This window comes from Streptosporangium sp. NPDC051022 (genome assembly GCF_040683035.1).
Taxonomy (GTDB): domain Bacteria; phylum Actinomycetota; class Actinomycetes; order Streptosporangiales; family Streptosporangiaceae; genus Streptosporangium.
Map to the genome: position 1 here is coordinate 265,951 of NZ_JBFBCF010000006.1, position 24,526 is coordinate 290,476.

Annotated in this window: 18 protein-coding genes; 6 read left to right on the forward strand and 12 right to left on the reverse strand. The window is 71.3% G+C overall.

Features of this window, described 5'->3' with window-relative positions:
* Positions 1 to 28: 28 nt before the first annotated feature.
* The 5 genes from hisH to hisD are packed head-to-tail and all read right to left on the reverse strand — an operon-like array spanning position 29 to position 3,842.
* Positions 29 to 664: an imidazole glycerol phosphate synthase subunit HisH gene (gene hisH, locus AB0N02_RS14095; protein WP_363945935.1), complete on the reverse strand. Its 636-nt coding sequence runs from the start codon at positions 662 to 664 to the stop codon at positions 29 to 31.
* Positions 655 to 810, reverse strand: a complete 156-nt coding sequence (locus AB0N02_RS14100; protein WP_363945783.1) for a hypothetical protein — start codon at positions 808 to 810, stop codon at positions 655 to 657. Before AB0N02_RS14100 ends, hisH begins: the two co-directional genes overlap by 10 nt.
* Positions 811 to 850: 40 nt before the next feature.
* On the reverse strand, positions 851 to 1,471 hold the full coding sequence (hisB, locus tag AB0N02_RS14105) for an imidazoleglycerol-phosphate dehydratase HisB (protein ID WP_363945784.1): 621 nt from the start codon (positions 1,469 to 1,471) through the stop codon (positions 851 to 853).
* Positions 1,468 to 2,538, reverse strand: coding sequence for a histidinol-phosphate transaminase (locus AB0N02_RS14110; protein WP_363945786.1), 1,071 nt, complete (start codon positions 2,536 to 2,538; stop codon positions 1,468 to 1,470). Before AB0N02_RS14110 ends, hisB begins: the two co-directional genes overlap by 4 nt.
* Entirely contained in the window at positions 2,535 to 3,842 is a 1,308-nt protein-coding gene (gene hisD, locus AB0N02_RS14115) for a histidinol dehydrogenase (protein WP_363945788.1), read from the reverse strand. Before hisD ends, AB0N02_RS14110 begins: the two co-directional genes overlap by 4 nt.
* A gap of 100 nt (positions 3,843 to 3,942) precedes the next feature.
* Here hisD and ybaK point away from each other — a divergent pair, with 100 nt between their 5' ends.
* On the forward strand, positions 3,943 to 4,443 hold the full coding sequence (gene ybaK, locus AB0N02_RS14120; RefSeq protein WP_363945789.1) for a Cys-tRNA(Pro) deacylase: 501 nt from the start codon (positions 3,943 to 3,945) through the stop codon (positions 4,441 to 4,443).
* A 100-nt stretch (positions 4,444 to 4,543) separates the two neighbouring features.
* Positions 4,544 to 5,935, forward strand: a complete 1,392-nt coding sequence (locus tag AB0N02_RS14125; RefSeq protein WP_363945791.1) for an amidase — start codon at positions 4,544 to 4,546, stop codon at positions 5,933 to 5,935.
* 65 nt (positions 5,936 to 6,000) lie between these two features.
* Here AB0N02_RS14125 and AB0N02_RS14130 read toward each other — a convergent pair whose 3' ends face one another.
* Positions 6,001 to 6,552: a hypothetical protein gene (locus tag AB0N02_RS14130; RefSeq protein ID WP_363945792.1), complete on the reverse strand. Its 552-nt coding sequence runs from the start codon at positions 6,550 to 6,552 to the stop codon at positions 6,001 to 6,003.
* Between the two features lie 106 nt (positions 6,553 to 6,658).
* Here AB0N02_RS14130 and murA point away from each other — a divergent pair, with 106 nt between their 5' ends.
* Both murA and AB0N02_RS14140 read left to right on the forward strand, forming a co-directional pair.
* Positions 6,659 to 7,975, forward strand: a complete 1,317-nt coding sequence (gene murA, locus AB0N02_RS14135) for a UDP-N-acetylglucosamine 1-carboxyvinyltransferase (RefSeq protein WP_363945793.1) — start codon at positions 6,659 to 6,661, stop codon at positions 7,973 to 7,975.
* Between the two features lie 52 nt (positions 7,976 to 8,027).
* Entirely contained in the window at positions 8,028 to 10,343 is a 2,316-nt protein-coding gene (locus AB0N02_RS14140; RefSeq protein ID WP_363945794.1) for a transglycosylase domain-containing protein, read from the forward strand.
* 75 nt (positions 10,344 to 10,418) lie between these two features.
* Here the strand turns inward: AB0N02_RS14140 and AB0N02_RS14145 are convergent, their stop codons facing one another.
* The 5 genes from AB0N02_RS14145 to dnaE all read right to left on the reverse strand — a co-directional run bounded on the left by AB0N02_RS14145 (position 10,419) and on the right by dnaE (position 19,423).
* The gene (locus AB0N02_RS14145) at positions 10,419 to 11,756 is read right to left on the reverse strand and encodes a serine hydrolase domain-containing protein (protein ID WP_363945795.1); all 1,338 of its coding nucleotides are present in this window, start codon (positions 11,754 to 11,756) and stop codon (positions 10,419 to 10,421) included.
* Between the two features lie 189 nt (positions 11,757 to 11,945).
* Positions 11,946 to 12,950, reverse strand: coding sequence for a hypothetical protein (locus AB0N02_RS14150; RefSeq protein WP_363945797.1), 1,005 nt, complete (start codon positions 12,948 to 12,950; stop codon positions 11,946 to 11,948).
* Between the two features lie 61 nt (positions 12,951 to 13,011).
* Positions 13,012 to 14,235, reverse strand: coding sequence for an MFS transporter (locus AB0N02_RS14155; RefSeq protein ID WP_363945798.1), 1,224 nt, complete (start codon positions 14,233 to 14,235; stop codon positions 13,012 to 13,014).
* The gene (locus AB0N02_RS14160) at positions 14,236 to 15,633 is read right to left on the reverse strand and encodes a discoidin domain-containing protein (protein WP_363945800.1); all 1,398 of its coding nucleotides are present in this window, start codon (positions 15,631 to 15,633) and stop codon (positions 14,236 to 14,238) included.
* Between the two features lie 268 nt (positions 15,634 to 15,901).
* Complete coding sequence (dnaE, locus tag AB0N02_RS14165) at positions 15,902 to 19,423, reverse strand: DNA polymerase III subunit alpha (RefSeq protein ID WP_363945802.1); 3,522 nt, start codon at positions 19,421 to 19,423, stop codon at positions 15,902 to 15,904.
* Positions 19,424 to 19,572: 149 nt separating this feature from the next.
* On the opposite strand from dnaE, the gene AB0N02_RS14170 reads away from it, so the two are divergent.
* The gene (locus tag AB0N02_RS14170) at positions 19,573 to 20,976 is read left to right on the forward strand and encodes an amino acid permease (protein WP_363945804.1); all 1,404 of its coding nucleotides are present in this window, start codon (positions 19,573 to 19,575) and stop codon (positions 20,974 to 20,976) included.
* A gap of 172 nt (positions 20,977 to 21,148) precedes the next feature.
* Here the strand turns inward: AB0N02_RS14170 and AB0N02_RS14175 are convergent, their stop codons facing one another.
* The gene (locus tag AB0N02_RS14175) at positions 21,149 to 22,078 is read right to left on the reverse strand and encodes a chorismate mutase (protein WP_363945805.1); all 930 of its coding nucleotides are present in this window, start codon (positions 22,076 to 22,078) and stop codon (positions 21,149 to 21,151) included.
* Between the two features lie 321 nt (positions 22,079 to 22,399).
* Between AB0N02_RS14175 and AB0N02_RS14180 the strand changes: the two genes are divergently transcribed.
* Positions 22,400 to 24,505 (forward strand): protein kinase, encoded by a 2,106-nt coding sequence (locus tag AB0N02_RS14180; protein WP_363945807.1) that lies wholly within the window; start codon positions 22,400 to 22,402, stop codon positions 24,503 to 24,505.
* Positions 24,506 to 24,526 lie beyond the last annotated feature (21 nt).

The following is a 24,526-nucleotide window of genomic DNA, read 5'->3' on the forward strand; positions in this document are numbered from 1 at the left end:
CGAGGACTCCTCCGGCGGGCCTGACGGGTCACTTGAGGGTGTCCAGCCAGTTGGTGAGCAGCTGGGCCCCGGCGTCGCCCGACTTCTCCGGGTGGAACTGGGTGGCCATGAGCGGGCCGTTCTCCACCGCCGCGACGAACGGGACCCCGTGCTCGGACCAGGTGACCAGGGGGTCGGTGAAGCCGGGACCCGCCTGGAGCTCCCAGGTGCGCACGCCGTACGAGTGGACGAAGTAGAACCGTGTCTCGGGGGCGAGCCCGGCGAACAGCACGGTCTCCTCGGGCGCCTTGACGGTGTTCCACCCCATGTGGGGCAGGACCGGCGCCTCGAGCCTCTCGACGGTGCCCGGCCACTCGCCGCAGCCCTCGGTCGTGACACCGTGCTCGACGCCCGTCTCGAAGAGGATCTGCATGCCGACGCAGATGCCGAGGACCGGCCTGCCCGCGGACAGGCGCCGGTCGATGATCCGGTCACCCCGTACGGCCCGCAGCCCCGCCATGCAGGCCGCGAAGGCCCCCACCCCGGGGACGAGGAGGCCGTCGGCCTCCATCGCCTGCGTGTAGTCGGAGGTCACCGTGACATCGGCGCCGACCCTGGCCAGGGCCCGCTCCGCGGACCGGAGATTGCCCGATCCGTAGTCCAGAACCGTTACGTTCACCACCAGAGCACCGCCGCGGTAGTTGCCATGGCCGCGAGCACGCCCAGAACCAGCGCGCCCACCTTGAGCCCTTGCTTGAGGAAGGAGACGATCCCGCCGACGAGGAAGAGGGCGATGAAGGCCATGGCGACGGCCGTCCAGTTGTCGCTCACGTTCCCTCCTCCGCCGGCCGGGCGCTCCCGGGGCATCCGCTCACAGGACGCCCTTGGTGCTGGGCACCCCGGTGGCGCGGGGGTCGAGCTCCGAGGCCTCCCGCAGCGCCCTGGCCAGGGCCTTGAACTGCGCCTCCACGATGTGGTGGGCGTTGCGGCCGTAGGGCACGTGGACGTGCAGGCAGATCGCGGCCTGGGCGACGAACGACTCCAGGATGTGCCTGGTCATCGTCGTGTCGTACTCGGGACCGATCATCGGGGCCATACCCTCGGGCTCGGTGTGCACGAGGTACGGCCTGCCGGACAGGTCGACCGTGACCTGCGCGAGGGACTCGTCCAGCGGGCAGGAGGCACTGCCGAACCGCCGGATGCCCGACTTGTCGCCCAGGGCCTCGCGGAACGCGGCGCCCAGCGCGAGCGAGGTGTCCTCGATCGTGTGGTGCGAGTCGATGTGCAGGTCGCCCTCGGTCTTCACCGTCAGGTCGAACAGGCCGTGCTTGCCCAGCTGGTTCAGCATGTGGTCGTAGAACCCGACCCCCGTGGACACGTCGACGTATCCGGTGCCGTCGAGGTTGACCTCGACCAGCACCGAGGTCTCCTTGGTCGCGCGCTCCACGCGACCGAAACGCCGGTTGTGCTCGGCTCCGGCAAGACTGCTCACAGGGTTCCCTCCAGGGCGGCGCGGAACGCCGCCATCTCCTCGGCCGTTCCGATCGACACTCTCAGCCACCCGGGCGGCCCCACCTCGCGGATCAGCACCCCGCGCTCGAGCATGCCCTGCCAGACCGCGTGCCGGTCCGGGAAACGGCCGAACAGTACGAAGTTGGCGTCCGAGTCGGCGACCTGGAGCCCCTTGGCCCGCAGCCACTCGACGGTGGCGTCCCGCTCGGCGCGCAGCGCGTCGACGGTGCCGAGCAGCTCGGCCCGGTGGGCCAGCGCCACGCGCGCCGCCGCCTGGGTGAGCGTCGACAGGTGGTACGGCAGGCGCACCAGGAGCAGCGCCTCGATCACCGCCGGATGGGCGGCGAGGTAACCCAGCCGGGTGCCGGCCATGGCGAACGCCTTGGACATGGTCCGCGTGACGATGAGCCGGGGGTTGTCCGGCAGCAGGGTCAGCGCCGACGGCGTGCCGGTCCGGGCGAACTCGAAGTAGGCCTCGTCCACGACGACCATGCCGGGCGCCGCCGCGACGATCCGGGCGATCACCGCCGGGTCCAGCGCGGTGCCGGTCGGGTTGTTGGGCGAGGTGAGGAAGACCACGGCGGGCCGGTGCTCCTCGATCGCGGCGACGGCCTTGTCCGGGTCGATCCCGAAGTCCTCCTCCCGCGCCGCGGAGATCCACTCGGTCGAGGCGCCGGTGGTGAGGATCGGGTGCATCGAGTAGGAGGGCTCGAAGCCGAGCGCGCCGCGCCCGGGACCGCCGAAGGCCTGCAGGATCTGCTGGAGCACCTCGTTGGAGCCGTTGGCCGCCCAGACCCGCTCGTAGGTCAGGCCGTGCCCCAGGTAGGCGGCCAGGTCCCGGCGCAGCTCGACGGCGTCGCGGTCGGGGTAGCGGTTGAGCTCTCCCGCGTCGCGCCGTACGGCCTCCGCCAGGTCGGCGACCAGCGCCTCGGAGGGCCCGTAGGGGTTCTCGTTGGTGTTGAGCAGCACGGGAACGTCGATCTGGGGGGCGCCGTAAGGCGAACGTCCCCTCAGGTCGTCGCGGATGGGCAGGTCTTCGAGCCTCATGAGGGGATCTCCCAGTCGAACCTCGCGCGGACCGCGGCACCGTGCGCGGGCAGGTCCTCCGCGTCGGCCAGGACGCACACGTGGGCGGCGGCCTCCGCCAGGGCCTCGCGGGTGTACTCGACGACGTGGATGCCGCGCAGGAAGGTCTGCACCGACAGCCCGGAGGAGTGGCAGGCGCATCCCCCGGTGGGCAGCACGTGGTTGGAGCCCGCGAGGTAGTCACCGAGCGAGACCGGCGCGTAGGGGCCGACGAAGATCGCCCCGGCGTTGCGGACCCGGGCGGCGAGCGCGGGCGCGTCGGCGGTGTGGATCTCCAGGTGCTCGGCGGCGTAGGCGTCGACGACCCGCAGCCCGGCCTCCATGTCGTCGACCAGCAGGATGCCCGACTGGCGGCCCGACAGGGCCTCGGTGACGCGCTCGCCGTGCTTGGTCGCGGCGACCTGGCCGGGCAGCTCGCGCTCGACGGCGTCGGCCAGCTCGGCGGAGTCGGTGACCAGCACGGAGGCGGCGATCGTGTCGTGCTCGGCCTGGCTGATCAGGTCGGCGGCGACGTGCACGGGGTCGGCGGTCGCGTCGGCGAGGATCGCGATCTCGGTGGGACCGGCCTCGGAGTCGATGCCGATGATGCCCTTGAGCAGGCGCTTGGCGGCGGCGACCCAGATGTTGCCGGGGCCGGTGACCATGGTGACCGGCTCGCACTCCTCGGTGCCGTAGGCGAACATCGCCACCGCCTGGGCACCGCCGACGGCGTAGACCTCGTCGACGCCGAGCAGCGCGCACGCGGCCAGGATGGTCGGGTGCGGCAGCCCGCCGAACTCCTTCTGGGCGGGCGAGGTCACGGCGAGGGAGGCGACCCCCGCCTCCTGGGCCGGGACGACGTTCATGACGACGCTCGACGGGTAGACCGCCCGTCCTCCGGGGACGTAGAGGCCCACGCGATCGACGGGGACCCAGCGCTCGGTGACGGTGCCGCCCGGCACGACCTGGGTGGTGACGTCGGTGCGCCGCTGGTCGTGGTGGACGAGACGGGCGCGCCGGATCGACTCCTCCAGTGCGGCCCTGACCTTCGGGTCGAGCTCCTCCAGCGCCCGGCCGATCGCCTCGGCGGGCACCCGGGTGGAGGCCAGCTCGACGCCGTCGAAGCGCGCGGTCAGCTCCCGCACGGCCGTCGCGCCGCGATGATGCACGTCCTCGCAGATCGGCCGCACCTTCTCCAGGGCGGCTTCGACGTCGAGTTCGGCACGGGGCAGCACGTCGCGGAGGTCCTTCGGCAGGACCCCGCGCAGGTCGGTACGGGAAATCACCCGTCTAGTCTACGGAGGTCCCGCACCGGCTCCTGCTGCGTCCACCATCCGGACACCTCCTTTACGTTGTAGATTTTATTTGGCCCACTAGAATCCCCCCGTGAGCAAGAGCAGGAACAAGGGGGGTCAGGGGACCCCGGCGACCGTGGCGCTGTCCCAGGCCAAGGTCGATTTCACCCTCCATCCCTACGAGCACGACGCGGGCGCCCAGGCCTACGGCGAGGAGGCGGCCGACGCGCTCGGCGTGCCGTACGAGCGGATCTTCAAGACGCTCGTGGCCGAGGTGGACGGCGACCTCGCCGTCGCGGTCGTGCCGGTGGCGGGCAAGCTGGACCTCAAGGCGTTCGCCGCCGCGCTGAAGGGCAAGCGGGCCGTCATGGCCGAGACGGCCAAGGTGGAGCGGGTCACCGGTTACGTGGTCGGCGGCATCAGCCCGCTGGGACAGCGCAAACGGCTGCCGACCGTGGTCGACGCCTCCGCCCTGGAGTTCGGGACGATCTACTTCTCCGCCGGGCGCAGAGGACTGCAGATCGAGACGGCCCCGGCGGAGCTGGTACGGCTGACGCAGGCGACCACCGCCCCCATCGGCAAGGTGGGCTGACGGACCGGGAGGACGCGGGAAATCCTGTCGAAGGTTGCCGACGCGCCGGGAACGGGCCGTCGGGAAGACTCGGCACGGAGGCTTACCTGATCGGGGGCAGATGTTCTACCTGACCGCTGTCGAGATGCTGGAGCTGCTGCGGACCCGGCAGGTCGGCGCCGTGGAACTGCTCCAGGCACACCTGCGCCGGATCGAGGAGGTCAACCCGCGCGTCAACGCGATCGTCACGCTGGTGGCGGAGCGGGCGCTCGCGGAGGCGGAGGAGGCCGACCGCGACCTGGCGCGCGGGCACTGGCGCGGGCCGCTCCACGGGCTGCCGGTCGCCCACAAGGACCTGACGGAGACCGCGGGGATCCGCACCACGTACGGCTCGCCGCTGTTCGCCGACTACGTCCCCGTCCGCGACTCCCCCGTGGTGCGGCGGATGCGCGAGGCCGGGGCGATCACGGTCGGCAAGACCAACACCCCGGAGTTCGGCACCGGCTCCCACACGGTGAACGAGCTGTTCGGCGCGACCCGCAACCCCTACGACCCGTCGAGGTCGGCCGGCGGCAGCAGCGGCGGGGCCGCCGCGGCGCTCGCCACCGGGATGGTCCCGCTGGCCGACGGCTCCGACATGGGCGGATCGCTGCGCAACCCGGCCTCCTTCTGCAACGTGGTCGGGCTGCGGCCGACGCCGGGCCGGGTCCCCTCGCCCTCGCCGACGGCCGCCTGGTTCACCCTCGGCGTGCCGGGGCCGATGGCCCGCACCGTGCCGGACCTGGCGCTGCTGATGAGCGTGATCTCCGGATTCGACGCCGCCTCCCCCCTGTCGATCACCGAGAGCGGCGCGGTGTTCGCCGGGTCGCTCGAGGCGGACCTGCGGGGTACGCGCGTGGCGTGGAGCCCGGACCTGGGCGGGCTGCCCGTCGACGTGGAGACGGCGAAGGCCACCGCGGACGCCCCCGCGGTGCTCACGGACCTCGGCGCCCGGGTCGAACAGGTCAGCCCCAACCTGTCGGACGCCGAGGACGCCTTCCGGATCTACCGGGCGTGGTACTACGCGCTGACCTACGGCGGCATGCCCCGCGACAGGCTCGGCGCCAACGTGCGCTGGAACGTCGAGCAGGGCCTCGGCCTCACCGGGGCCGACCTGGCCAGGGCCGAACGGCTGCGCAGCGGCCTCTACCGGCGGATGAACACCTTCTTCGAGACCTACGACTTCCTGCTGGCGCCGGTCAGCCAGGTGCCGCCGTTCCCGGTCGAGGCACCGTACGTCTCGGAGATCAACGGCGAGCCGATGCCCGACTACCTGGCCTGGATGCGCTCGGCCTACTGGATCAGCGTGCTGCACGCCCCCGCGATCTCCGTGCCCTGCGGGTTCACCGCCGGGGGGCTCCCGGTCGGCGTGCAGATCATCGGGCGGCCGTTCGACGACATGGGGGTGCTGCGGCTGGCCCACGCCTTCGAACGGGCCACCGGCCACGGCACCCGCAGGCCCCCGCCGCTCTGACCGCCGTGCCGTCCCGCCGTCGTGGCCGAGACCGGCCGCCGGGCCGCCGCCGGGCCGCCGCCGGCCTAACGGCCGCTGATGTCGTAGTCGGACAGCGGCCCGTAGGGGTCCTGCCCTCCGAACGGCCTGCGCAGCGGCGAGTCGCGGTAGCCCGCGATGCCCTCCAGGGCGAAGAAGAGCCCGACGGCCAGCAGCGGCCAGGCGAGCATCACGCCGTGGGCGGTCAGGCCGAGCGGGCCGGGGAAAAGGGAGGAGGAGGTCCTGCCCGAGGCCGTGATGGTCGCCGGGGCGAGGTTGACGGCCGCGCCGACCAGCAACGCGAGGTAGGCCCCGAGCAGGCCGCCCCCGGCCAGTCCGAGGACCACCGCGAGCGGGCGCGCGCTGCGCGACAGGCTGTAGCCGACGGCGCCGCAGGCCAGCCCGAGCGCGCCGGTGATGACGGCGAACCAGCCGTCGGCCGCGATGAGCGCCTGGGTCGAGGGATCGGCCAGGAAGGGTCCCTGACCGGTCATGACGTACGGCGGGCGCGGCGCCAGCATCGACCACAGGACACCGGCGACCGCCCCGAGAAGGCCCAGCACCAGCACGGTGACGGCGAAGTCGCGCGCGTGCCGCAAAGTGTCCCCCTACCCGCTGTACTGATGTCTGTACTGATGTGCCCGATGTTACCGATCCCGGCTTGTGATCCCCGAGACTAAGAGGGAATCCCGTTACGCTGTCCGAGTGAACGAAGAGGTATGGCTGATCGAACCTTCCGGGCCGCTCCGCGGCGACGTCGAGGTTCGCGGTTCCAAGAACGGCGTGTCCAAACACATGGTCGCCGCGATGCTGGGCACCGGCGAGAGCACGATTCACAACGCTCCCGACGTGGGCGAGGTCGGGATCACCGCGCAGATGCTGCGGGCGCTCGGCATCAACGTGGAGATCACCCCTCGTGAGATCAGTGTCGCCAGGGGCGAGCAGATCAACCCGCACGTACCCGCGGCGTTCACCGGCCTCAACCGGATTCCCATCCTGATGCTGGGCCCGCTGCTGCACCTGGCGGGCGAGGCGTTCGTCCCGCTGGTCGGCGGCGACCCGATCGGGCGCAGGCCCGTCGACTTCCACGTCGAGGCACTGCGCGCGATGGGCGCCGAGGTCGAGGTGAGCGACACCGGGGTCTACGCCAGGGCCAAGCGGCTGCGCGGCACCCGGATCGAGCTGCCCTACCCGAGCGTGGGCGCGACGGAGACGATCCTGATGTCGGCGGTGCTGGCCGAGGGAAAGACCGTCCTCAAGGGCGCGGCCATGGAGCCCGAGGTCGTCGAGCTCGCCCTGTTCCTGCAGCGCATGGGCGCGCGCATCGAGCTCAGCCCGGACCGGCGCATCGTGATCGAGGGGGTCGAACGGCTGCGCGGAGCCTCGACCTGGCTCAACGGCGACCGGATCGAGGCGTTCTCCTACCTCGCGGCCGGCCTGATCACCGGCGGCGAGGTGCGGGTGCACGGGTGCCCGCAGGACCGCCTGGTCACCGCCATCACCACCCTCGCCCGGATGGGCGCCGAGATGGAGATCACCGACGACTACGTGTCGGCCTCGGCTCCGGACGGGCTGCGGGCCGCCGCGGTGCAGACCGACACGCATCCGGGGTTCATGACCGACTGGCAGACGCCGCTGATGGTGCTGTTCACCCAGGCGCAGGGCATGTCGGTGCTGCACGAGACGGTGTTCGAGAACCGTCTCGTCTACGTGCCCGCGCTGCAGAAGATGGGCTGCGAGATCGAGGTCTTCGACGTGTGCCTGGGCGGGCCCGCGTGCCGCTACCACGACACCAACGCCAAGCACTCGGCGGTCGTGCGGGGCGTGTCGAAACTGCGCGGCGCCGACGTGACGCTGCCCGACATCCGGGCCGGGTTCTCCGCCGTGCTCGCGGCCGCCGCCGCCGAGGGCACCTCGACGCTGCGCGGGGTGCACCACATCGAGCGGGGCTACCACCGCCCGTTCGAGCAGTTCGCCTCGCTGGGCCTGCGGATCAGCAGGGAAGAGGTCCGGGAAGGGTAAAGATTCACAGCCGGGTGTTTGTCCTCGGCCACCCGGCCGCACGTTACTATCCGTGACATTGCGATCATCCGAGGTGAGACTCGGGCTCGTCGCGTGCGTGGGCGGCCTGACCCTCTGCGGCGTGCTCTGCGGGCTGCTGGTGGCGACCGCGGCCCTGCCGGTCGTCGGCGGTGCCGGTATCGCCACCAACAGGGTCGCGCGCACCTTCATCGATCTGCCGCCCAGCCCGCGCGAGGACCCGCTCCCCGAGCGGACGGTGCTGCTGGACAGGAACGGCAAGCAGTTCGCCCAGTTCTACACGGAGAACCGGAAGATCGTGAAGCTGGACCAGGTCGCCCCGGTCATGCGCCAGGCGATCGTGGCGATCGAGGACTCCCGCTTCTACGAGCACGCGGGCCTGGACATCAAGGGAACGCTGCGGGCGCTGGTGACCAACACCCAGGCGGGCGGGGTACGGCAGGGCGGCTCCTCCCTCACCCAGCAGCTCGTGAAGAACATCCTGATCGAGGGGGCGGAGACCGAGACGGAGCGTGACAGGGCGCGCGAGCCGAGCATCAGGCGCAAGGTCAACGAGCTGCGCTACGCGCTGGCGATGGAGAACAAGTACTCCAAGGCCGAGATCCTGGAGCGCTACCTCAACATCGCCTACTTCGGCGCCGGGGCGTTCGGGGTCGAGACCGCCGCCCAGCGGTTCTTCTCGGTCTCCGCCTCGGAGCTGTCGCTGCAGCAGGCCGCGACGCTGGCGGGGGCGGTGCGGACGCCGTACGCGACGGACCCCTCGCTCGGACCGCAGCGCAGGCTGAAACTGCGGGAGCGCAGGGACATCGTGCTGGACCGGATGGCCCAGCTGGGAGAGATCCCGGTCGCCCAGGCCGAGGCCGTCAAGCGCAGGCCGCTGGCGATCCACATGAAGCCGGCGCCCGGCGGCTGCGCCGAGAGTGCCTACCCCTACTTCTGCCTCTACGTCCACCGCGAGCTGGTGAACAACCCGGCGTTCGGCCACACCCGGGCCGAGCGGGAGCGCCTGCTGTCCAGGGGTGGCATGGTCCTGCGGACCACCCTCGACCCGGTCGCCCAGCGGGCCGCGCAGCGGGCCATCTCCTCCCGGGTCTCGCCGAAGGACACCGAGGTGGCGGCCGAGGCGATGATCGAGCCGGGGACGGGGCGGATCAGGGCCATGGCGGCGAGCAAGAAGTACGGTCCCAACACCGGCAACCGCAAGAACGGCCCCAGCACCACCTACAACCTGCCCGCCGACATCGCGCACGGCGGCGGGCAGGGATTCCAGGCCGGATCGACGTTCAAGGTGTTCACCCTGGCGACCGCGCTGGCCCAGGGCTGGCGCTTCGACGACGGCTTCATGACCCCCGGCAGGTTCGTGCCCGCGAGCGGCTACGTCGACTGCCGGGGGCACCGGGTGAACGCCCCCGACGCCGAGATCTTCAACGCCAGCGGCGAGGGCAGCGGCGGCCCGCAGAGCATCTCGACCGGCACCTGGAAGTCGGTGAACATCTTCTACATGATGCTGGAGCGCAGGGTCGGCCTGTGCCAGGTGGTCAGGACCGCCAAGGCGCTCGGCGCGACCCGCGCCGACGGCACGCCGCTCCATGAGGTGCCGACCTTCACCCTGGGGGTCAACGAGATGGACCCGGTGACGGTCGCGGGGGCCTTCGCCGCGTTCGGCGCGCGGGGCCGCTACTGCCGTCCGATGGCGATCGTGGACATCGTCGAGCGGGACGGCGCGCGCGTCACGGTGCCGCCGAGCTGCGGGCAGGCGATCGAGCGCGACGTGGCCGACGCGGTGAACCACGTGCTGTCCGGGGTGTTCACCAAGGGGACCATGACGGGCCAGGGCATCGGCCGCGACGCGGCGGGCAAGACCGGCACGAACAACGGCTACACCTCGGCCTGGTTCGCCGGGTACACCCCGGATCTGGCCGCCGCGGTCAGCCTGGGCGACATCCGGGGCTCCTACCGTTACCCGCTGCGCGACGTGACGATCGGCGGCGAGTACTACGGCCAGGTCCAGGGCGCCTCCCTGCCGGGCCCCATCTGGGTGGCCTCCATGTCCGCCGCGCTGCGGGACGTCTCCCCCGCCTCCTTCCACCACCCGGACATGGGCCGCTTCGGCGGCGGCTTCACCCCCGGCCTGGAGAAGCTCCTGGAGGAGGAGCGCCGCAAGGACAAGCACCGCGGTGACGGGCACGGCGACGGCCGGACCGATGGGTACGGCGACGGCCGGATCGACGGCCCGGTGAGCGACCGGGCGGGCGGCCCCCGCGGGCAGCGCGGCTTCCCCGGGGACCACGCCTACCGGGGCTGGAATACGCACTGGAAGAGATGGAAGCAGCGGAACCGCGGCCGCTGAGCCCACCGGGCGTGGGATGCCCGGGACGGACCGGTCCCGGACATCCCACGCGATGCCCGGGACGGGCTCGGGCGGCTACCTCCTGACGAGGACCTGCTCGGTCGGGAAGGGCACGAAGGGCGCGCCCTTGGCGAACCCCGCGCTCGCCCCGCACAGGGCCTGCATGAGGTGCAGTCCCAGCGCGTCGTCGATCGGGCTGGGCAGCTGGCCGCCGTTCTGGTCGAAGCGCTGGTACTTCATGAGGTTGATCCCGACGGAGAACTGGCGGCGGCCGTCCGGGCTGGACAGGGAGATCGTGCCCATCCCCCAGATGGCCCCGTCGTGCCCCCAGAACCGGCCGCAGGGCAGGTCCACGGGGTAGAGGCCGAGGCCGTACGGGATCCGCGCGCCCCCGACGGCGACCGGCACCGTGGTCTGCATCTGGGCGAGCTGCGCGGGACCGATGAGCCTGCCGCCCAGCAGCGCGCGGTAGAACCGGTTGAGGTCGTCGGTGGTCGAGACGAGCGCGCCCGCCGTGCTCAGCGTCGACGGGTCGTAGACGCTGTAGTCGCGCGGCGGGTCGATGTATCCGTAGAGCGACTCGTAGGCCCTGGAGTGCGGCCCGGTGATGTGGGGCGTCCGGGGGAAGAAGGTGTCGCGCAGGCCCGCCCTGCGGATCACGTTGCGGGTGATGTACGTCTCGGCGTCGACGCCGGTCACCTTCTCCAGCAGCAGCCCGGCGATCACGTAGTTGGTGTTGGAGTAGGAGCCGACGCCTCCCGGCTCGCCGGTCGGCGGCGCCTGCAGGCCGGCCGCGACCAGTTCCCCGGGGGTGAACCGGCGGAACCGGTTGTCGTCGATGCTCTGGGGCGAGCCCTGCTGGAGGGAGGGGTAGACGTAGAGGATGTAGTCGCCGATCCCGCTGGTGTGGTTGAGCAGCATCCGCACCGTGATCTTCTGGCCGCGCTCCCCCGGGATCAGCTCGGGCAGATAGCGCGCGACGGGCGCGTCCAGGTCGATCGCTCCCCGCTCGACCTGCTGGAGGATCGCCACCGCCGTGAAGGACTTGGTGATGCTGCCGACCCGGTGGAGCATCCCGGGTTTGACCGGCCGCCCGGTGCGCACGTCGGCGACCCCGGCCGCCCCGTCCCATCCCGCCTCGCCGTCGCGGACGCTGGAGTAGACGCCGTACATCCCCGCCGTGCGGATCGCGGCGAGGGTCCGGCCGAGCGCCCGGCGGTCGAGCCCGGAGGCCGTGACCGGAGAGGCGGCGGCCGGAGAGACGTCGGCCGAAGGGACGGCGGCCGTGGCGGCCGGTCCGGAGTCGGCCAGGGCGGCCGTCGTGCCGGGCGCCACGGCGCCTGTCACGAGCAGCGCGCTCAGCCCGAGCCCGGCGATCATGTGCTTGCGACCCGAACCCCCTGCGAAGGTCATCGCCTGTCAACTCCTCACATGTTGGAAACACAGCACTGCGGACCGGAAAACGACACTGAGATGGTCGCAATCCACCGCCCCTCCGCGCCTCCCCTTACCGGACGATCCGGTGTTCCTTCGCGAGGACGACGGCGGCGACGGCCGTACCGCATACCCGCCCGGCCGGGGGACGGGCGAGCGGTACGGCGGTCACCGCACGGCCACCGGGGACGAGGCTCCCCGCACCAGCGGGGCCGGGACGCCCGAGCCGTCGGCGGGGACCGACCAGACGTCCCCGCCCTTGGCGTACATCACCGTGCGGTCGTCGAGCCAGGCCGCCTGGTCGTCGACGTTCGCGGTCTCGGCCAGCGGCGTCTCCCTCATCGTGGACAGCTCCAGCAGGTGGAGCCGCCACATCCTCCGGGGGTCGGAGGAGACCCGCTTCTTGAACACCAGGCGGGTTCCGTCCGGCGACAGCGACGGGCACTCGACGTTCTCCCTGAGCGCCCGCGCCCGCCACCGGCCGTAGTCGCCCTCGACGAGGTAGGTCTTCCCGCCGGTGGCGACGGTCGCGTAGAAGCGGTTGTCGTCGGCGGCGAAGGTGACACCCCAGTAGTTCACGTCCGGCGCGTGGTGGCGGCGGCCGTTCAGGGTGAGCGGGATGTCCTCGATGTTGGTGACGGCGTAGCCGGTGCGGGTGTCGAGGATGCCGGTCCAGGTGGAGAACTTCCCGTCGCTGTAGGAGTCCCCGGTGACGAACACGGTCCACGACACCATCCGGCCGCTCGGTGAGACCCTGGCCCGGTTCGGGATCCCGGCCAGCTTGATCCGGCGGGTCTCCCGCAGGGACCGGTCGAGGACCACCGCGTCCGTGGTGGTCAGGGCTCCCGGCCTGGCGACGAGGCAGATCGACGTGCCGCCCGCCGTGGAGAACCGGTTGCAGGTCGGGCCCAGGGGAACGGGGGCCGCCGACGGGACGCCCCGTGGCACCCCGGCGACCTGGCCGCCGGCCGTGCGGAACAGCAGCCGCCCGGCCCCGGTCGCACCGCCCTCCGCCGCCGTGCCCGGGGCGGGGGCGGTGACAGGGACGGTGACAGGGGCGGTGACAGGGATCGAGGGGGCGCGGCGCGCGGCCCAGGCCGTGTAACCGGCCGCCGTGCCGCCGAGGACGGCGACGGCGGCGAGCAGCGCCGTCAGGCGCCCGGACGGGGTCATGCTCGTCTCCTCTCCGCGTGCCGGGGAGCGGTTCCCCGGCACGCCGGTGGCCGGGGCGGCATCACGGGTGCCTCCGCAACGCGGACCAGGCGCCGAGCGCGCAGAGCGCGAGCCCGGCCGCCATGACGGACAGTCCCGGGGCGCTGCCCCACACCGTCCAGAGCGCGCCGAACAGGGCGGAGGACAGCAGCCTGCCCGTCGCCTGGCCGGTCTGGAGCAGGGCCATGCCGCTGGTGCGCAGGTGGGCCGAGAGCATCGGCCCCGCGACGGCCATCAGCACGCCGTCGGTCGCGGCGTAGAAGGCGCCGAGCAGGGCCAGCACGGCGACCGGCCATCCCGGGCCCAGCAGTACGAGGTAGGCGGCGGCCAGGGCGCCGTGCCCGGCCAGGAAGACCGGTACCCGCCCCAGCCGGTCGGCGAGCCGCCCCACGGGCACGGCCAGCAGCAGATAGGCCGCGGCCGTGCCGATCGACAGCAGCGGGAAGTACTCGGCGCCGATTCCGCCGCGCTTCTGCAGCAGCAGGTAGACGAAGGCGTCACCGACCGTGACCAGGCCGAGGGCGGCGGCCACGACGCACACCCGCAGGAACGCCGCGTCGCGCAGCAGCCCCAGCGCGGCGCGCGGCGAGGTGGCCGGGCTCGCCCCGAGCAGCGGCGCGCGCCGGTCGCGGACGTACATGACCAGCAGCAGCACGCCGAGCACGGCGACGCAGAAGCTGACCACGAACACCGCGTCGTAGGCCCCGCCGGTGCCCGTCAGGACGGCGAACGCCACCAGGGGGCCGAGCAGCGCGCCGAGGGTGTCCATCGCGCGGTGCGCGCCGAAGGCCCGGCCGAGCTCGTCCGGCGGCGCGCTCAGCGAGATCAGCGCGTCGCGCGGAGCCGTGCGCAGTCCCTTGCCCGTCCGGTCGGCCGCGATCACCGCGCCCAGCGCCGCGACCGAGCCGCCGGCCACGAGCAGGGCCGGCTTGCACAGCGCCGAGAGCGCGTACCCGATCCCGGCGACGAGCTTGCGCCGCTGCCAGCGGTCGGCGAGGTTGCCCCCGGCGAGGCGGACCAGCGCGGTCACCCCGAAGGAGAGGCCGTCGAGCAGCCCGAACTGCAGCGGGTTCAGCCCGAGGAAGAGGGTCAGGTAGAGCGGGAGCACGGCGGTGACCATCTCCGAGGAGACGTCGGTGACCAGGCTGACCGCCCCGAGCGCGAGCACGTTCCCGGGGACCGCCCAGGAGAGCCGGGACCGCGGACGGGTTCCGTCCGCGGTCCGGCCGTTCGCCGAGATGTACATCTAGTGGCAGGCGTAGGTGGGGCCGGTGTCCTTGACGGAGCCGTCCGTCCCGATCAGCTGCCAGGAGAACGAGGCGGGACCGAAGGTCATCTTGACCACGCCGTAGGTGTCCACCAGCCGCTTCTGGCTGTTGGGCTGGACGTTCTCGATCTTGTACGGCGAGGCCCCGCCCATGCCCCCGAGGATCTCCACGATCCCGTTGGGGTCGGCCTGGGCGTCGGGGTTCTGCGGGGCGAACCGCTCGTAGTGGTGGTCGTGGCCGTTGAGCACCAGGTCGGCGCGGGCGTCGTAGAGGATCTTCCAGACCGGCTTGCTCACCGGGTCGTTGCCGTGCTCGCCGGAGCTGAACAGCGGGTGGTGCCAGTAGGCGGCGACGCACCCCTTGGTGTTGGCGGCCAGGTCGGCCTTGAGCCAGTTGATCTGGGCCGTCTGGTCGAAGTAGTTGGAGTCGAGGGCGATGAAGTGCCAGTTGCCCCGGTCGTAGCTGTAGTAGGTCTTGCCCTGCGGGGTGGCCGCGGAGCCGAAGTAGGCCTTGTATCCGGCGTAGACACCCGCCGAGTCGTAGGTCTCGTGGTTGCCGACGGCCGGGCGGGTCTTGCTCTTGAAGGCGCCCCACGTCTTGTCGTAGTAGTTCTGGAAGTCCGACAGGCGGGCGTCGTCGTACTGGTTGTCGCCCATCGTGATGACGAACTCGGGGTTCATCGCCTTGACCTGCGCCGCGGTCTTGGGGTGGGCGCAGGAGCTCGAGCTCGCGGTGCACTGCTCGGCGATGTCACCGGCCGCCGCCACGACGAAGCTCCCGCCCGTCGGCGTGGGAGTCGGGGTCGGCGTGGGAGTCGGGCTCGTCGTCGGCGTGGAGGTCGGGGTCGGGCTCGCCGTCGGGGCGCCGCCGCCGAACACCTGGAACTCGTACAGCGAGTAGCCGTACTCGGTGCCCCTGGCGGTGCCGTAGACGCGGACGTAGCGCCCCGAGCCCGACAGGCCGGTCAGGTCGTCCTGGCCGCCGTCGCCGCCGCTCGTCGAGTAGACGGTCGTCCAGTTCGCGGCGTCGTCGGAGACCTGGATCCTGTATGCCTTGCCGTAGGCGGACTCCCACGACAGCTTGACCCGGGAGATCTGGAAGACCGCGCCCAGGTCGACGCGGATCCACTGGGGGTCGCTGCCCTCGGCCGAGGCCCAGCGGGTCGAGGTGAGGTCGCCGTCGACCGCCTTCTCCGGGCCGTAGGAGGAGCTCTCCTTGGACGAGGAGGCGGTGGGCCTGCCCTGCGACAGCAGGGTCTCGGCGGCGTCGGCGCGGCCCGTGGCGACCAGGGCGCCCACGACGAGCGCCATCGCCGCGAGCGCGAACAGGAACCGGCGGGGGAGACGGGGGACGGAGTGAGGCGTCGTTGAAGACACGTGCTTGTCTCCTGATGGGGGGAGAGACGACGGTCACGGCGCCGTCTGCGGCGCCGCGCGACAACGCGGCCGGGGCAGTCATATCTCTCACTGAGCACGTCACGTCCCCGCCGGGGACGCCGCGCCAAGCCGCTCACCGGCATGGTGGCAAGCGGCCGGAAGGCATGTCAACGGAAGTTAGGAAAGTTTCCTAACTTGAAGGCGGATGTACAGGATCAGTACACGCACCCGATCCGGCGATACCGGCGGAGGGCCGAGGCCCCCCGGGTCAGGCGCCCAGGCAGGCCGGGCCGAGCAGTTGCTTCAGGTCGCCCATCAGGGCCGGGGAGAGCGCCACCCGCAGCCGGTCGTCCAGGCGCACGACGGTGGTCTTCGGGCCGTTGTGGACCTGGAGGTGGACCTCGGTGGTGCCGGGGTGCGCGATCAGGACCTCCTTGAGACGGCCGATCACCGGCGGGGTGCAGCGGGCCAGCGGCAGGCTGACCGGCAGCGGGCCGCCGCCCTCCCGGGTCAGGTCGGGGGCCGTCACCTCCATGGCGATGATCTTCCCGACGTCCTCACGCTTGTCCAGGCGGCCCTTGACGAAGACGATGGCGTCCTCGGCCAGGACGGTCGCGCAGAGCTGGTACGCCGAGGGGAAGACCATCACCTCGATGGCGCCCTCCAGGTCCTCCAGCATGGTCAGCACCCAGGTGTCGCCCTTCTTGGTGACCTTGCGCTGGACGCCGGACAGGATGCCGCCGACGGTGACGACCTGGCCGTCGGGACGGGACTCGTCCTGGAGCGCGGCGACCGAGCAGTCGGCGCCCGCCGACAGGATGTGCTCGACGCCGAAGAGCGGGTGGTCGGAGACGTACAGGCCCAGCATCTCCCGCTCGAACTGCAGCACGGTGCTCTTGTCCCACTCCCCCACCGGGATCTGCACGTCGAACGTCTGGTCCTCGGCCCCCTCGATGGCGCCGAACAGGGAGTCCTGTCCCTGCGCCTCGTTCTTCTTGATGCCGATGATGCTGTCGACGGCCTGCTCGTGGACCATCACCAGGCCCTTGCGCTCGTGCGCGAACGAGTCGAAGGCTCCCGCCTTGATCAGCGACTCGATGACCCGCTTGTTGCAGACGATCATGGGGACCTTGCGGAGGAAGTCCTTGAAGTCGGCGAAGCGGCTCTTCTCCTTGCGCGCCGAGATGATCCCGTCGACCACGTTGCCGCCGACGTTGCGGATGGCCGACAGGCCGAACCGGACGTCGCTGCCGCGCGGGGTGAAGTCGAAGTCGGAGTCGTTGACGTCCGGCGGGAGCACCTTGATGCCCATGCGGCGGCACTCGTTGAGGTAGAGCGCCGACTTGTCCTTGTCGTCCTTGACCGAGGTCAGCAGCCCGGCCATGTACTCGGCCGGGTAGTTGGCCTTGAGGTAGGCGGTCCAGTAGGAGACCAGGCCGTAGGCGGCGCTGTGCGCCTTGTTGAAGGCGTAGTCGGAGAAGGGGAGCAGGATGTCCCAGAGGGTCTTGATCGCCGCGGCCGAGTAGCCGTTGTCCTTCATGCCCTTCTCGAAGGACTCGAACTGCTTGTCCAGCTCGGACTTCTTCTTCTTGCCCATCGCGCGGCGCAGCAGGTCCGCCTTGCCGAGCGAGAACCCGGCGACCTTCTGCGCGATGGCCATGACCTGCTCCTGATAGACGATCAGACCGTAGGTCGTGCCGAGGATCTCCTCCAGGGACTCCCTGAACTCCTCGTGGATCGGGGCGATCTCCTGCTGGCCGTTCTTTCGCAGCGCGTAGTTGGTGTGGGAGTTGGCGCCCATCGGGCCCGGACGGTACAGCGCGCCGACGGCGGAGATGTCCTCGAAGTTGTCGGGTTTCATCAGCCGCAGCAGTGACCGCATGCCGCCGCCGTCGAGCTGGAACACCCCCAGGGTGTCGCCCCGGCCGAGCAGCTCGTAGGTCTTGCGGTCGTCCAGCGGGAGCTTGAGCAGGTCGATCGCGCTGCCGGTGTTCGCCTCGATCATCTTCAGGCAGTCGTCGATGATCGTGAGGTTGCGCAGGCCCAGGAAGTCCATCTTCAGCAGGCCGAGCGTCTCGCAGGTCGGGTAGTCGAACTGCGTGATGATCACACCGTCGGAGTCACGGCGCATGATCGGGATGTAGTCGGTCAGCACCTCCGAGGACATGATGACGCCCGCGGCGTGCACGCCGGTCTGGCGGATCAGGCCCTCCAGGCCCCTGCCCAGGTCCATCGCCGATTTGACGTCGACGTCCTCGTCGTACAGCTTGCGCAGTTCACCGGCCTCGTTGTAGCGAGGATGATCCTTGTCGAAGATGCCCGACAGCGGGATGTCCTTGCCCATCACCGCGGGCGGGAAGGCCTTGGACACCTTGTCGCCGAGGGCGTACGGGTAGCCCAGGACGCGAGCCGCGTCCTTGATGGCCGCTTTCGCCTTGATGGTGCCGAAGGTGGCGATCATGGCGACCTTGTCGGCGCCGTACTTCTCCGTCACGTAGCGGATCACGTCACCGCGCCGACGCTCGTCGAAGTCGATGTCGACGTCGGGCATGGAGACGCGGTCGGGGTTGAGGAACCGCTCGAAGATCAGGCCGTGCGGCAGCGGGTCGAGGTCGGTGATGCCCAGCGCGTACGCCGCCAGCGAGCCCGCCGCGGAGCCACGGCCGGGACCGACCCGGATGCCGTTGTTCTTGGCCCACATGATGAAGTCGGCGACCACGAGGAAGTACGAGGGGAACCCCATCTGCAGGATGATGTCCATCTCGTAGTCGATCTGCTTCTGGTGCACCTCGTCGACGCCCTCGGGGAAGCGGCGCTCCATGCCCCGCTGGATCTCCTTGCGGAACCAGCTCTCCTCGCTCTCCCCCTCGGGCACGGGGAAGGTCGGCATCAGGTTCTTGAAGCCGAACATGCCGGCCGGGTCGACCTTCTCGGCGACCAGCAGCGTGTTGCGGCAGCCCTCGGCCCACAGGTCCGAGGAGTCGACCGCGCGCATCTCGTCGGCGGTCTTGATGTAGTAGCCGCTGCCGTCGAAGCGGAAGCGGTCGGGGTCCGACAGCTGCTTGCCGGTCTGGATGCACAGCAGCGCGTCGTGGGAGGTCGCGTCGGACTCGTAGGTGTAGTGGGAGTCGTTGGTGACCAGCGGCGGGATGTTCAGCTCTTTGGAGATGCGGGTCAGGCCCTCGCGGACCCGGCGCTCGATGTCGAGCCCGTGGTCCATGATCTCCAGGTAGTAGTTGTCCTTGCCGAACAGGTCCTGGAACTTCGCCGCCGCGGCCAGCGCCTCGTCGTACTGGCCCAGGCGCAGGCGGGTCTGCACCTCGCCGGACGGGCAGCCGGTCGTGGCCATCAGGCCCTCGGAGTGCTCGGCGAGGGTCTCGGCGTCCATCCGGGCCCACTTGCGGACGAAGCCCTCGGTGTAGGCCCGCGAGGAGAGCTTCATCAGGTTCTTCAGGCCGCGCTCGTTACGCGCCCAGATCGTCATGTGGGTGTAGTAACCACCCGCGGAGACGTCGTCGCGCCGCTGGTGCGGCTCACCCCACAGCACCGGCTTCTTCTGGTGCCGGGAGGCCGGTGAGACGTAGGCCTCGATGCCGATGATCGGCTTGATGCCGGCGCCGGTCGCCTGCCTGTAGAAGTCGTAGGCGCCGTGCATGTTGCCGTGGTCGGTCATCGCGATGGCGGGCATTCCCAGGTCCCCGACCTGCTTGAACATCTGCTTCAGACGGGCGGCTCCATCGAGCATGGAGTACTCCGTGTGAACGTGAAGATGCACAAACGAGTCGGACATGCGGCCTCGTCCCTCCCCCTAGTCGCGTGTCGGCGTGGGAAGCCTACGCGCGTTCGCCGTCCTGTGGGGGCACCCATCGCCGTGCACCCTGAGCAACGATTGGATACTCTCCGTGATATCGTTTCCGGGCTGGGCAAACGGGGGGACCCATGAGGAGCGACGAGGGCTACAGCCACGCGCTCGGCAATCGCCAGGTGCAGATGATAGCGATCGGCGGCGCGATCGGGGTGGGCCTGTTCCTGGGTGCCGGCGGGCTGCTCCAGACGACCGGGCCGATACTGGTGGTGTCGTACGCGGTCGCCGGGCTCGCGGCGTTCTTCGTGATGCGGGCCCTGGGCGAACTGGTGCTCTACAGACCGACCTCGGGCTCCTTCGTAGACTACGCCGCCGAGTTCGTCGGGCCGTGGGCCGCCTTCGCCAGCGGCTGGATGTACTGGGTCAACTGGGCCTTCACCGGCATCGCCGAGCTGACCGCGATCTCCACGTACGTGGGCCTGTGGGCGCCACAGTTCCCCCGCTGGGGCACCGCGATCATCGCGCTGGCGTTCGTGCTGACCGTCAACCTGCTGTCGGTTCGGCTCTTCGGCGAGCTGGAGTTCTGGTTCGCCCTGCTGAAGGTCCTGGCCATCTGCGCGTTCCTGGTGGTCGGACTGGCGCTGGTCGTCTTCGGGACGTCCCTGGGCGGGAGCACCGCCGGGGCCGGCAACCTCGTCTCCCACGGCGGTTTCCTCCCCAACGGCTTCCCCGTCGCGCTGATGAGCATGCAGTCGGTGATCTTCGCCTACTCCTCGATCGAGCTGGTCGGCATCGCCGCCGGGGAGACGAGGAACCCCGAGCAGGTCATGCCCAGGGCGATCAACGGCGTGATCTGGCGGATCGCGGTCTTCTACGTCGGCTCGGTCCTGCTGCTCGCCATGGTCCTGCCGTGGACCGCCTACGGCCCCGGCCAGTCACCGTTCGTGACGGTCTTCACCGCACTCGGCGCCCCCTGGGCCGCCGACGTCATGAACCTCATCGTGATCACCGCGGCCATGTCGTCGTGCAACTCCGGCCTGTACTCGACGGGACGCATCCTGCGGGCCATGGCCGTCAAGGGGGAGGCCCCGGCCCTCGCCGGACGGATCGGCTCCCGCCACGTCCCCTACGGCGGCATCCTCATCACGGCGAGCGTGTTCGTCGCCGGAATCGTCCTGTACTACTTCGTACCGGAGCGCGCCTTCAACATCGCGATCGCGGTCGCCTCCCTCGGCGTGATCACCACCTGGGGCACCCTGCTCCTGTGCCAGATCCGGCTGCGCGAGGCCGCCGAGCGGGGCCTGCTCGAGCGCCCCTCCTTCCGGATGCCCGGCTCCCCGTACACCGGCCGGCTCACCCTGGGCTTCCTCGCGCTGGTCGTGCTCCTCATGCCGTTCGCCGACGCCGACCAGCGGATCGCCTTCTTCTGCCTCCCGCTGCTGGTGGCCGCCATCGCCGCCGGATGGCGAATCGTCGACTCCCGCCGCCCCCGCCCCACCCGCTCCCCCCTCTCACCGCCACCGCCCGGCGGCGCCTGAGCCTGCGCCCCGGCCCGGAGGTGTGCCGACCGTCCTCGGCACCCCGCTGGACACGGCGGAGCCCGGGCAGACCGGGCCCACCCTCCGCGACTCGCCCGACGTGCCCGGCGGCGGCCCCGCCCACCGCCGGGCACGTGACGACGCGCCGCCAGGCCTCCGATCAGGCCTCCGATCAGGCCTGGGCGTTCGCGGCACGTTCCTCGGCGAGGTGGAGGCCCGCCTCGATGACGGCGTTCATGATGGGCGCCAGCCGTACCTCGCCCAGGGTGGGGGCCCGGCGGGCCATCTCGGCGACCAGGCGGCGCTCGCGCTCCATGTCACGGCCGGCGAAGCCACCGACGGGCTTGAGGCGCTGGATGGTGCCTGCCAGCTCGGCGCGGCGCTCCAGGAGGAGGGCTAGGGCGGCGTCGACGCGGTCGATGGCGCTCCGGGCGGCCAGGACGGAGTCGGGCACCTCGGAGCGGGTCACCGCTCCGACGATCCGCGCGGCCTCGTGGGCGGCCAGGGCGGCCTCCTCCGGGGCGTCCGGGGCCAGCAGCAGCCCGTCGGCCCCGGCCGCGACCGCCGCCGCGGCCAGGGCGGGGTCCTCGCCGAGGTCGGCCAGGACCGGGCGTCCCGAGCGCCGCCGGGCCTCGCGCATCAGGGCGAGGTCGAGGGTGATCCCCGCCTGGTGCGTACGGCTGCCGCTCTCGCACAGCACCACCCGGTCGTTGCCCTCGGCCACGCAGTAGTCGGCGATGGCCAGCCACTCCTCCAGGGTCGCGGCGGGGCCTCGCTGGACGACCACCGGCAGCCCGAGCCTGGCCACCGCCCTGACCAGCTGGAAGTCCTGCATCCACGCCGCCCCGATCACCACGCCGTCGGCGTTCTCGGCGATCTCCGGCAGGTCGGCGGCGGAGAACGGCTCGGCCAGGACCGGTCCCGCCCACTCGGCGCGGACCGCCGCCAGGGTCTCGGACGCGGGCACCCTCCCGTGGTGGCCGCGCAGGCTGACCCAGCGCGCGTCCCCTCCGGCACCGCCGATCACCACGGCCGGTCCGGCGCCCACCGTGAGGGTCCCCACCTGTACGGCCCCGCGCTCCAGGTGTGCGGTCAACGACATCTCGGCTCCCCATGCTCAGCCGGCGCGCACATCCCGTGGGCCGGCGAATCGTAAGAAACAAAAAAGGCAGAGACTGTGGGCGTCTCTGCCTCTGCCGGCTCCGAACGGTCGCTACGTCACGCTGTCACGACCGGCTCCTCGGAGCCGGCTCGATAAACGCGAAATAGCAAGTCATGAAAATGACGATAGGCCATCTTCATCCCAGACGCCACTTGTGGGACCGCCCATCTCAGGGTCCGGACGTCTGGACCTCCGGAGAGTCGATCACCCTCCTCGGCCTATGAGAGTATGCGGGGGTTTAGAAAGGGGTAGGTGCGGTTGATGGCCGAAGCACAGCCTGAGGGACGTCGCGTAGCCGCCCGCTACCACCTGCTCGAACCCATCGGCCGGGGTGGCATGGGCATCGTCTGGCGGGCGCACGACGAGCTCCTCGATCGCGAGGTCGCGGTCAAGGAGGTTCGCTACGCCGACATGCTCGGCGAGGACAACCAGGAGGACTTCAACCGGCGTACCAAGCGCGAGGCCCGCGCCGCCGGACGGCTGACCCACCCGAACGTCGTCGTCGTCCACGACGTGGTCGAGGAGGACGGCAGGCCCTGGATCGTCATGCAGCTCGTCGAGTCCCGGTCACTCGGCAAGGTGCTGCGCCAGGACGGGCCGCTGCCGGCCCGGCGGGTGGCGGAGATCGGGCTGCAGGTGCTGGAGGCGCTGCGCGCCGCCCACACCCAGGGCGTGCTGCACCGCGACGTCAAGCCGGAGAACGTGCTGCTGGCCGACGACGGCCGGGTGGTGCTGACCGACTTCGGCATCGCGACGCTGGAGGCCGAGACCGCGCTGACCATGACCGGGATCGCGGGCACGCCCGCGTTCATCCCGCCCGAACGGATCAAGGGCGCCAGCGCGCAGCGCGAGTCGGACCTGTGGTCCCTCGGCGCGACGCTGTACGCCGCCGTCGAGGGCAAGCCGCCGCACGACCGGGGCGGGGTCCTGCCGACCATGCACGCCGTGCTGAACGACGAGCCGGAGCCCCCGGTCAACGCGGGGGACCTGGCGCCCGTCCTCGAGGGGCTGCTGCGCAAGGACCCGGCCCAGCGGATGTCCTACGAGGAGGCCTCGCGGCTGCTGCGCCAGGTGGCCGAGGGTGGCGAGAAGCCGCGGCCGCCCGCGAGGACGGCCGTCATGCCCGCGGTGGCGGACGGGGCGGAGAGCGCGGCGACGGCCGAGACCGACCCCGGGATCCGCCGCCCCGCCGAGGCCCTGCCCGCGACGGGGGTGAAGCTGGGCTCCGCAGCCCCCGCTCCCCCGCAGGAGGCCCCGCGGCCGGAACGCCCCGGGCAGGGCGAGCCGGAGACGGAGGTACGGCGGGAGCGGACCCCCAGGCCGGTCCCCGGTCTCGCGTCCAGGGCGATCTCCAAGCCGTCCGCCGGACCCGCGTCCGGGGCGGCCTTCGGGACGGGCTCCGCGGCGGCGGGCGAGGCGGCCGCGCCACCGCGGGACGGGGGCGCGGGGCGCTCCCCGCGCCCGGCGCCCGGACGGACGCCGAGCCAGGCTCCCGGCCCGGATCAGGCCCCCAAGGCCGGGCGTGGGCCCGTCCCCCCGGTGGGGTGGACGCCCGCCTCTCCCGCCCCCCGGCGGGATCCCTACGCCGACGCGGGACCCGCCTCCCCCCAGGTCGTGCCGGTCGAGGAGTACTTCTCCTCCGCGCCTCCGACGCTGCCCCCGACGGCGCCCCCGACGGTGCCCGGGGAGTCCCGGCGCTCGCCGCGCAGGCGGGGCCTGCTGCTGATCGTGCCCGCGCTCGTGGTCGTCGGGCTGGTGGCGGGGTGGCTCGGGCTGCGCAACGGCCAGACCGAGGGCGACCTGCCCGCACCGCACCCCGGCGAGCCGAAGAAGTCGGCCCAGTCCGCCAAGACGACCGAGCCCACGTCCGAGCCGTCCCCGAGCCCCAGCCCGTCCAAGGAGAAGAAGGAGAAGGAGAAGGAGAAGAACCCCGCGCTCCCCGACGGCTGGCGCATGCACAAGGACGGCAACGGGTTCTCGGTCGGCCTGCCCAAGGGGTGGGACGTGGACCGGCGATCCGGGCAGTCGGTGTGGTTCCGCGGGCCCGACCGGGTGAGCTACCTGCTGATCGAGTACACCGAGACCCCGAGCTCGGACCCGAAGAAGGACTGGGAGAAGCAGGAGCGCTACAGCAGCTTCAATGGATACAAGCGCATCCGCATTGAAAAGGTCGATTATATGAAGAAGGCCGCCGACTGGGAGTTCACCTGGAACATGAGCTCCGGCAAGGCGAGGGTGATCGACCGGGGGTTCGTCACCGAAGGCGGCCGGGGGTACGCGATCTACTGGCACACCCGGGCCGACGAATGGGACAGCAAGCTCGACCTCTTCAAGGGGTTCACCGCGACTTTCTCCTCGAAAAAGTAGGGGCCGTCCCAACCGGCTACG

What these genes read in the sequence shown, in the direction of transcription:
- AB0N02_RS14110 (WP_363945786.1), bottom strand. Translation starts at nt 2,538, where the DNA reads ATGAGGCTCGAAGACCTGCCCATCCGCGACGACCTGAGGGGACGTTCG.
- AB0N02_RS14175 (WP_363945805.1), bottom strand. Translation starts at nt 22,078, where the DNA reads ATGTCGTTGACCGCACACCTGGAGCGCGGGGCCGTACAGGTGGGGACC.
- AB0N02_RS14170 (WP_363945804.1), top strand. Translation starts at nt 19,573, where the DNA reads ATGAGGAGCGACGAGGGCTACAGCCACGCGCTCGGCAATCGCCAGGTG.
- AB0N02_RS14180 (WP_363945807.1), top strand. Translation starts at nt 22,400, where the DNA reads ATGGCCGAAGCACAGCCTGAGGGACGTCGCGTAGCCGCCCGCTACCAC.
- AB0N02_RS14145 (WP_363945795.1), bottom strand. Translation starts at nt 11,756, where the DNA reads ATGACCTTCGCAGGGGGTTCGGGTCGCAAGCACATGATCGCCGGGCTC.
- AB0N02_RS14125 (WP_363945791.1), top strand. Translation starts at nt 4,544, where the DNA reads ATGTTCTACCTGACCGCTGTCGAGATGCTGGAGCTGCTGCGGACCCGG.
- AB0N02_RS14150 (WP_363945797.1), bottom strand. Translation starts at nt 12,950, where the DNA reads ATGACCCCGTCCGGGCGCCTGACGGCGCTGCTCGCCGCCGTCGCCGTC.
- dnaE (WP_363945802.1), bottom strand. Translation starts at nt 19,423, where the DNA reads ATGTCCGACTCGTTTGTGCATCTTCACGTTCACACGGAGTACTCCATG.
- AB0N02_RS14155 (WP_363945798.1), bottom strand. Translation starts at nt 14,235, where the DNA reads ATGTACATCTCGGCGAACGGCCGGACCGCGGACGGAACCCGTCCGCGG.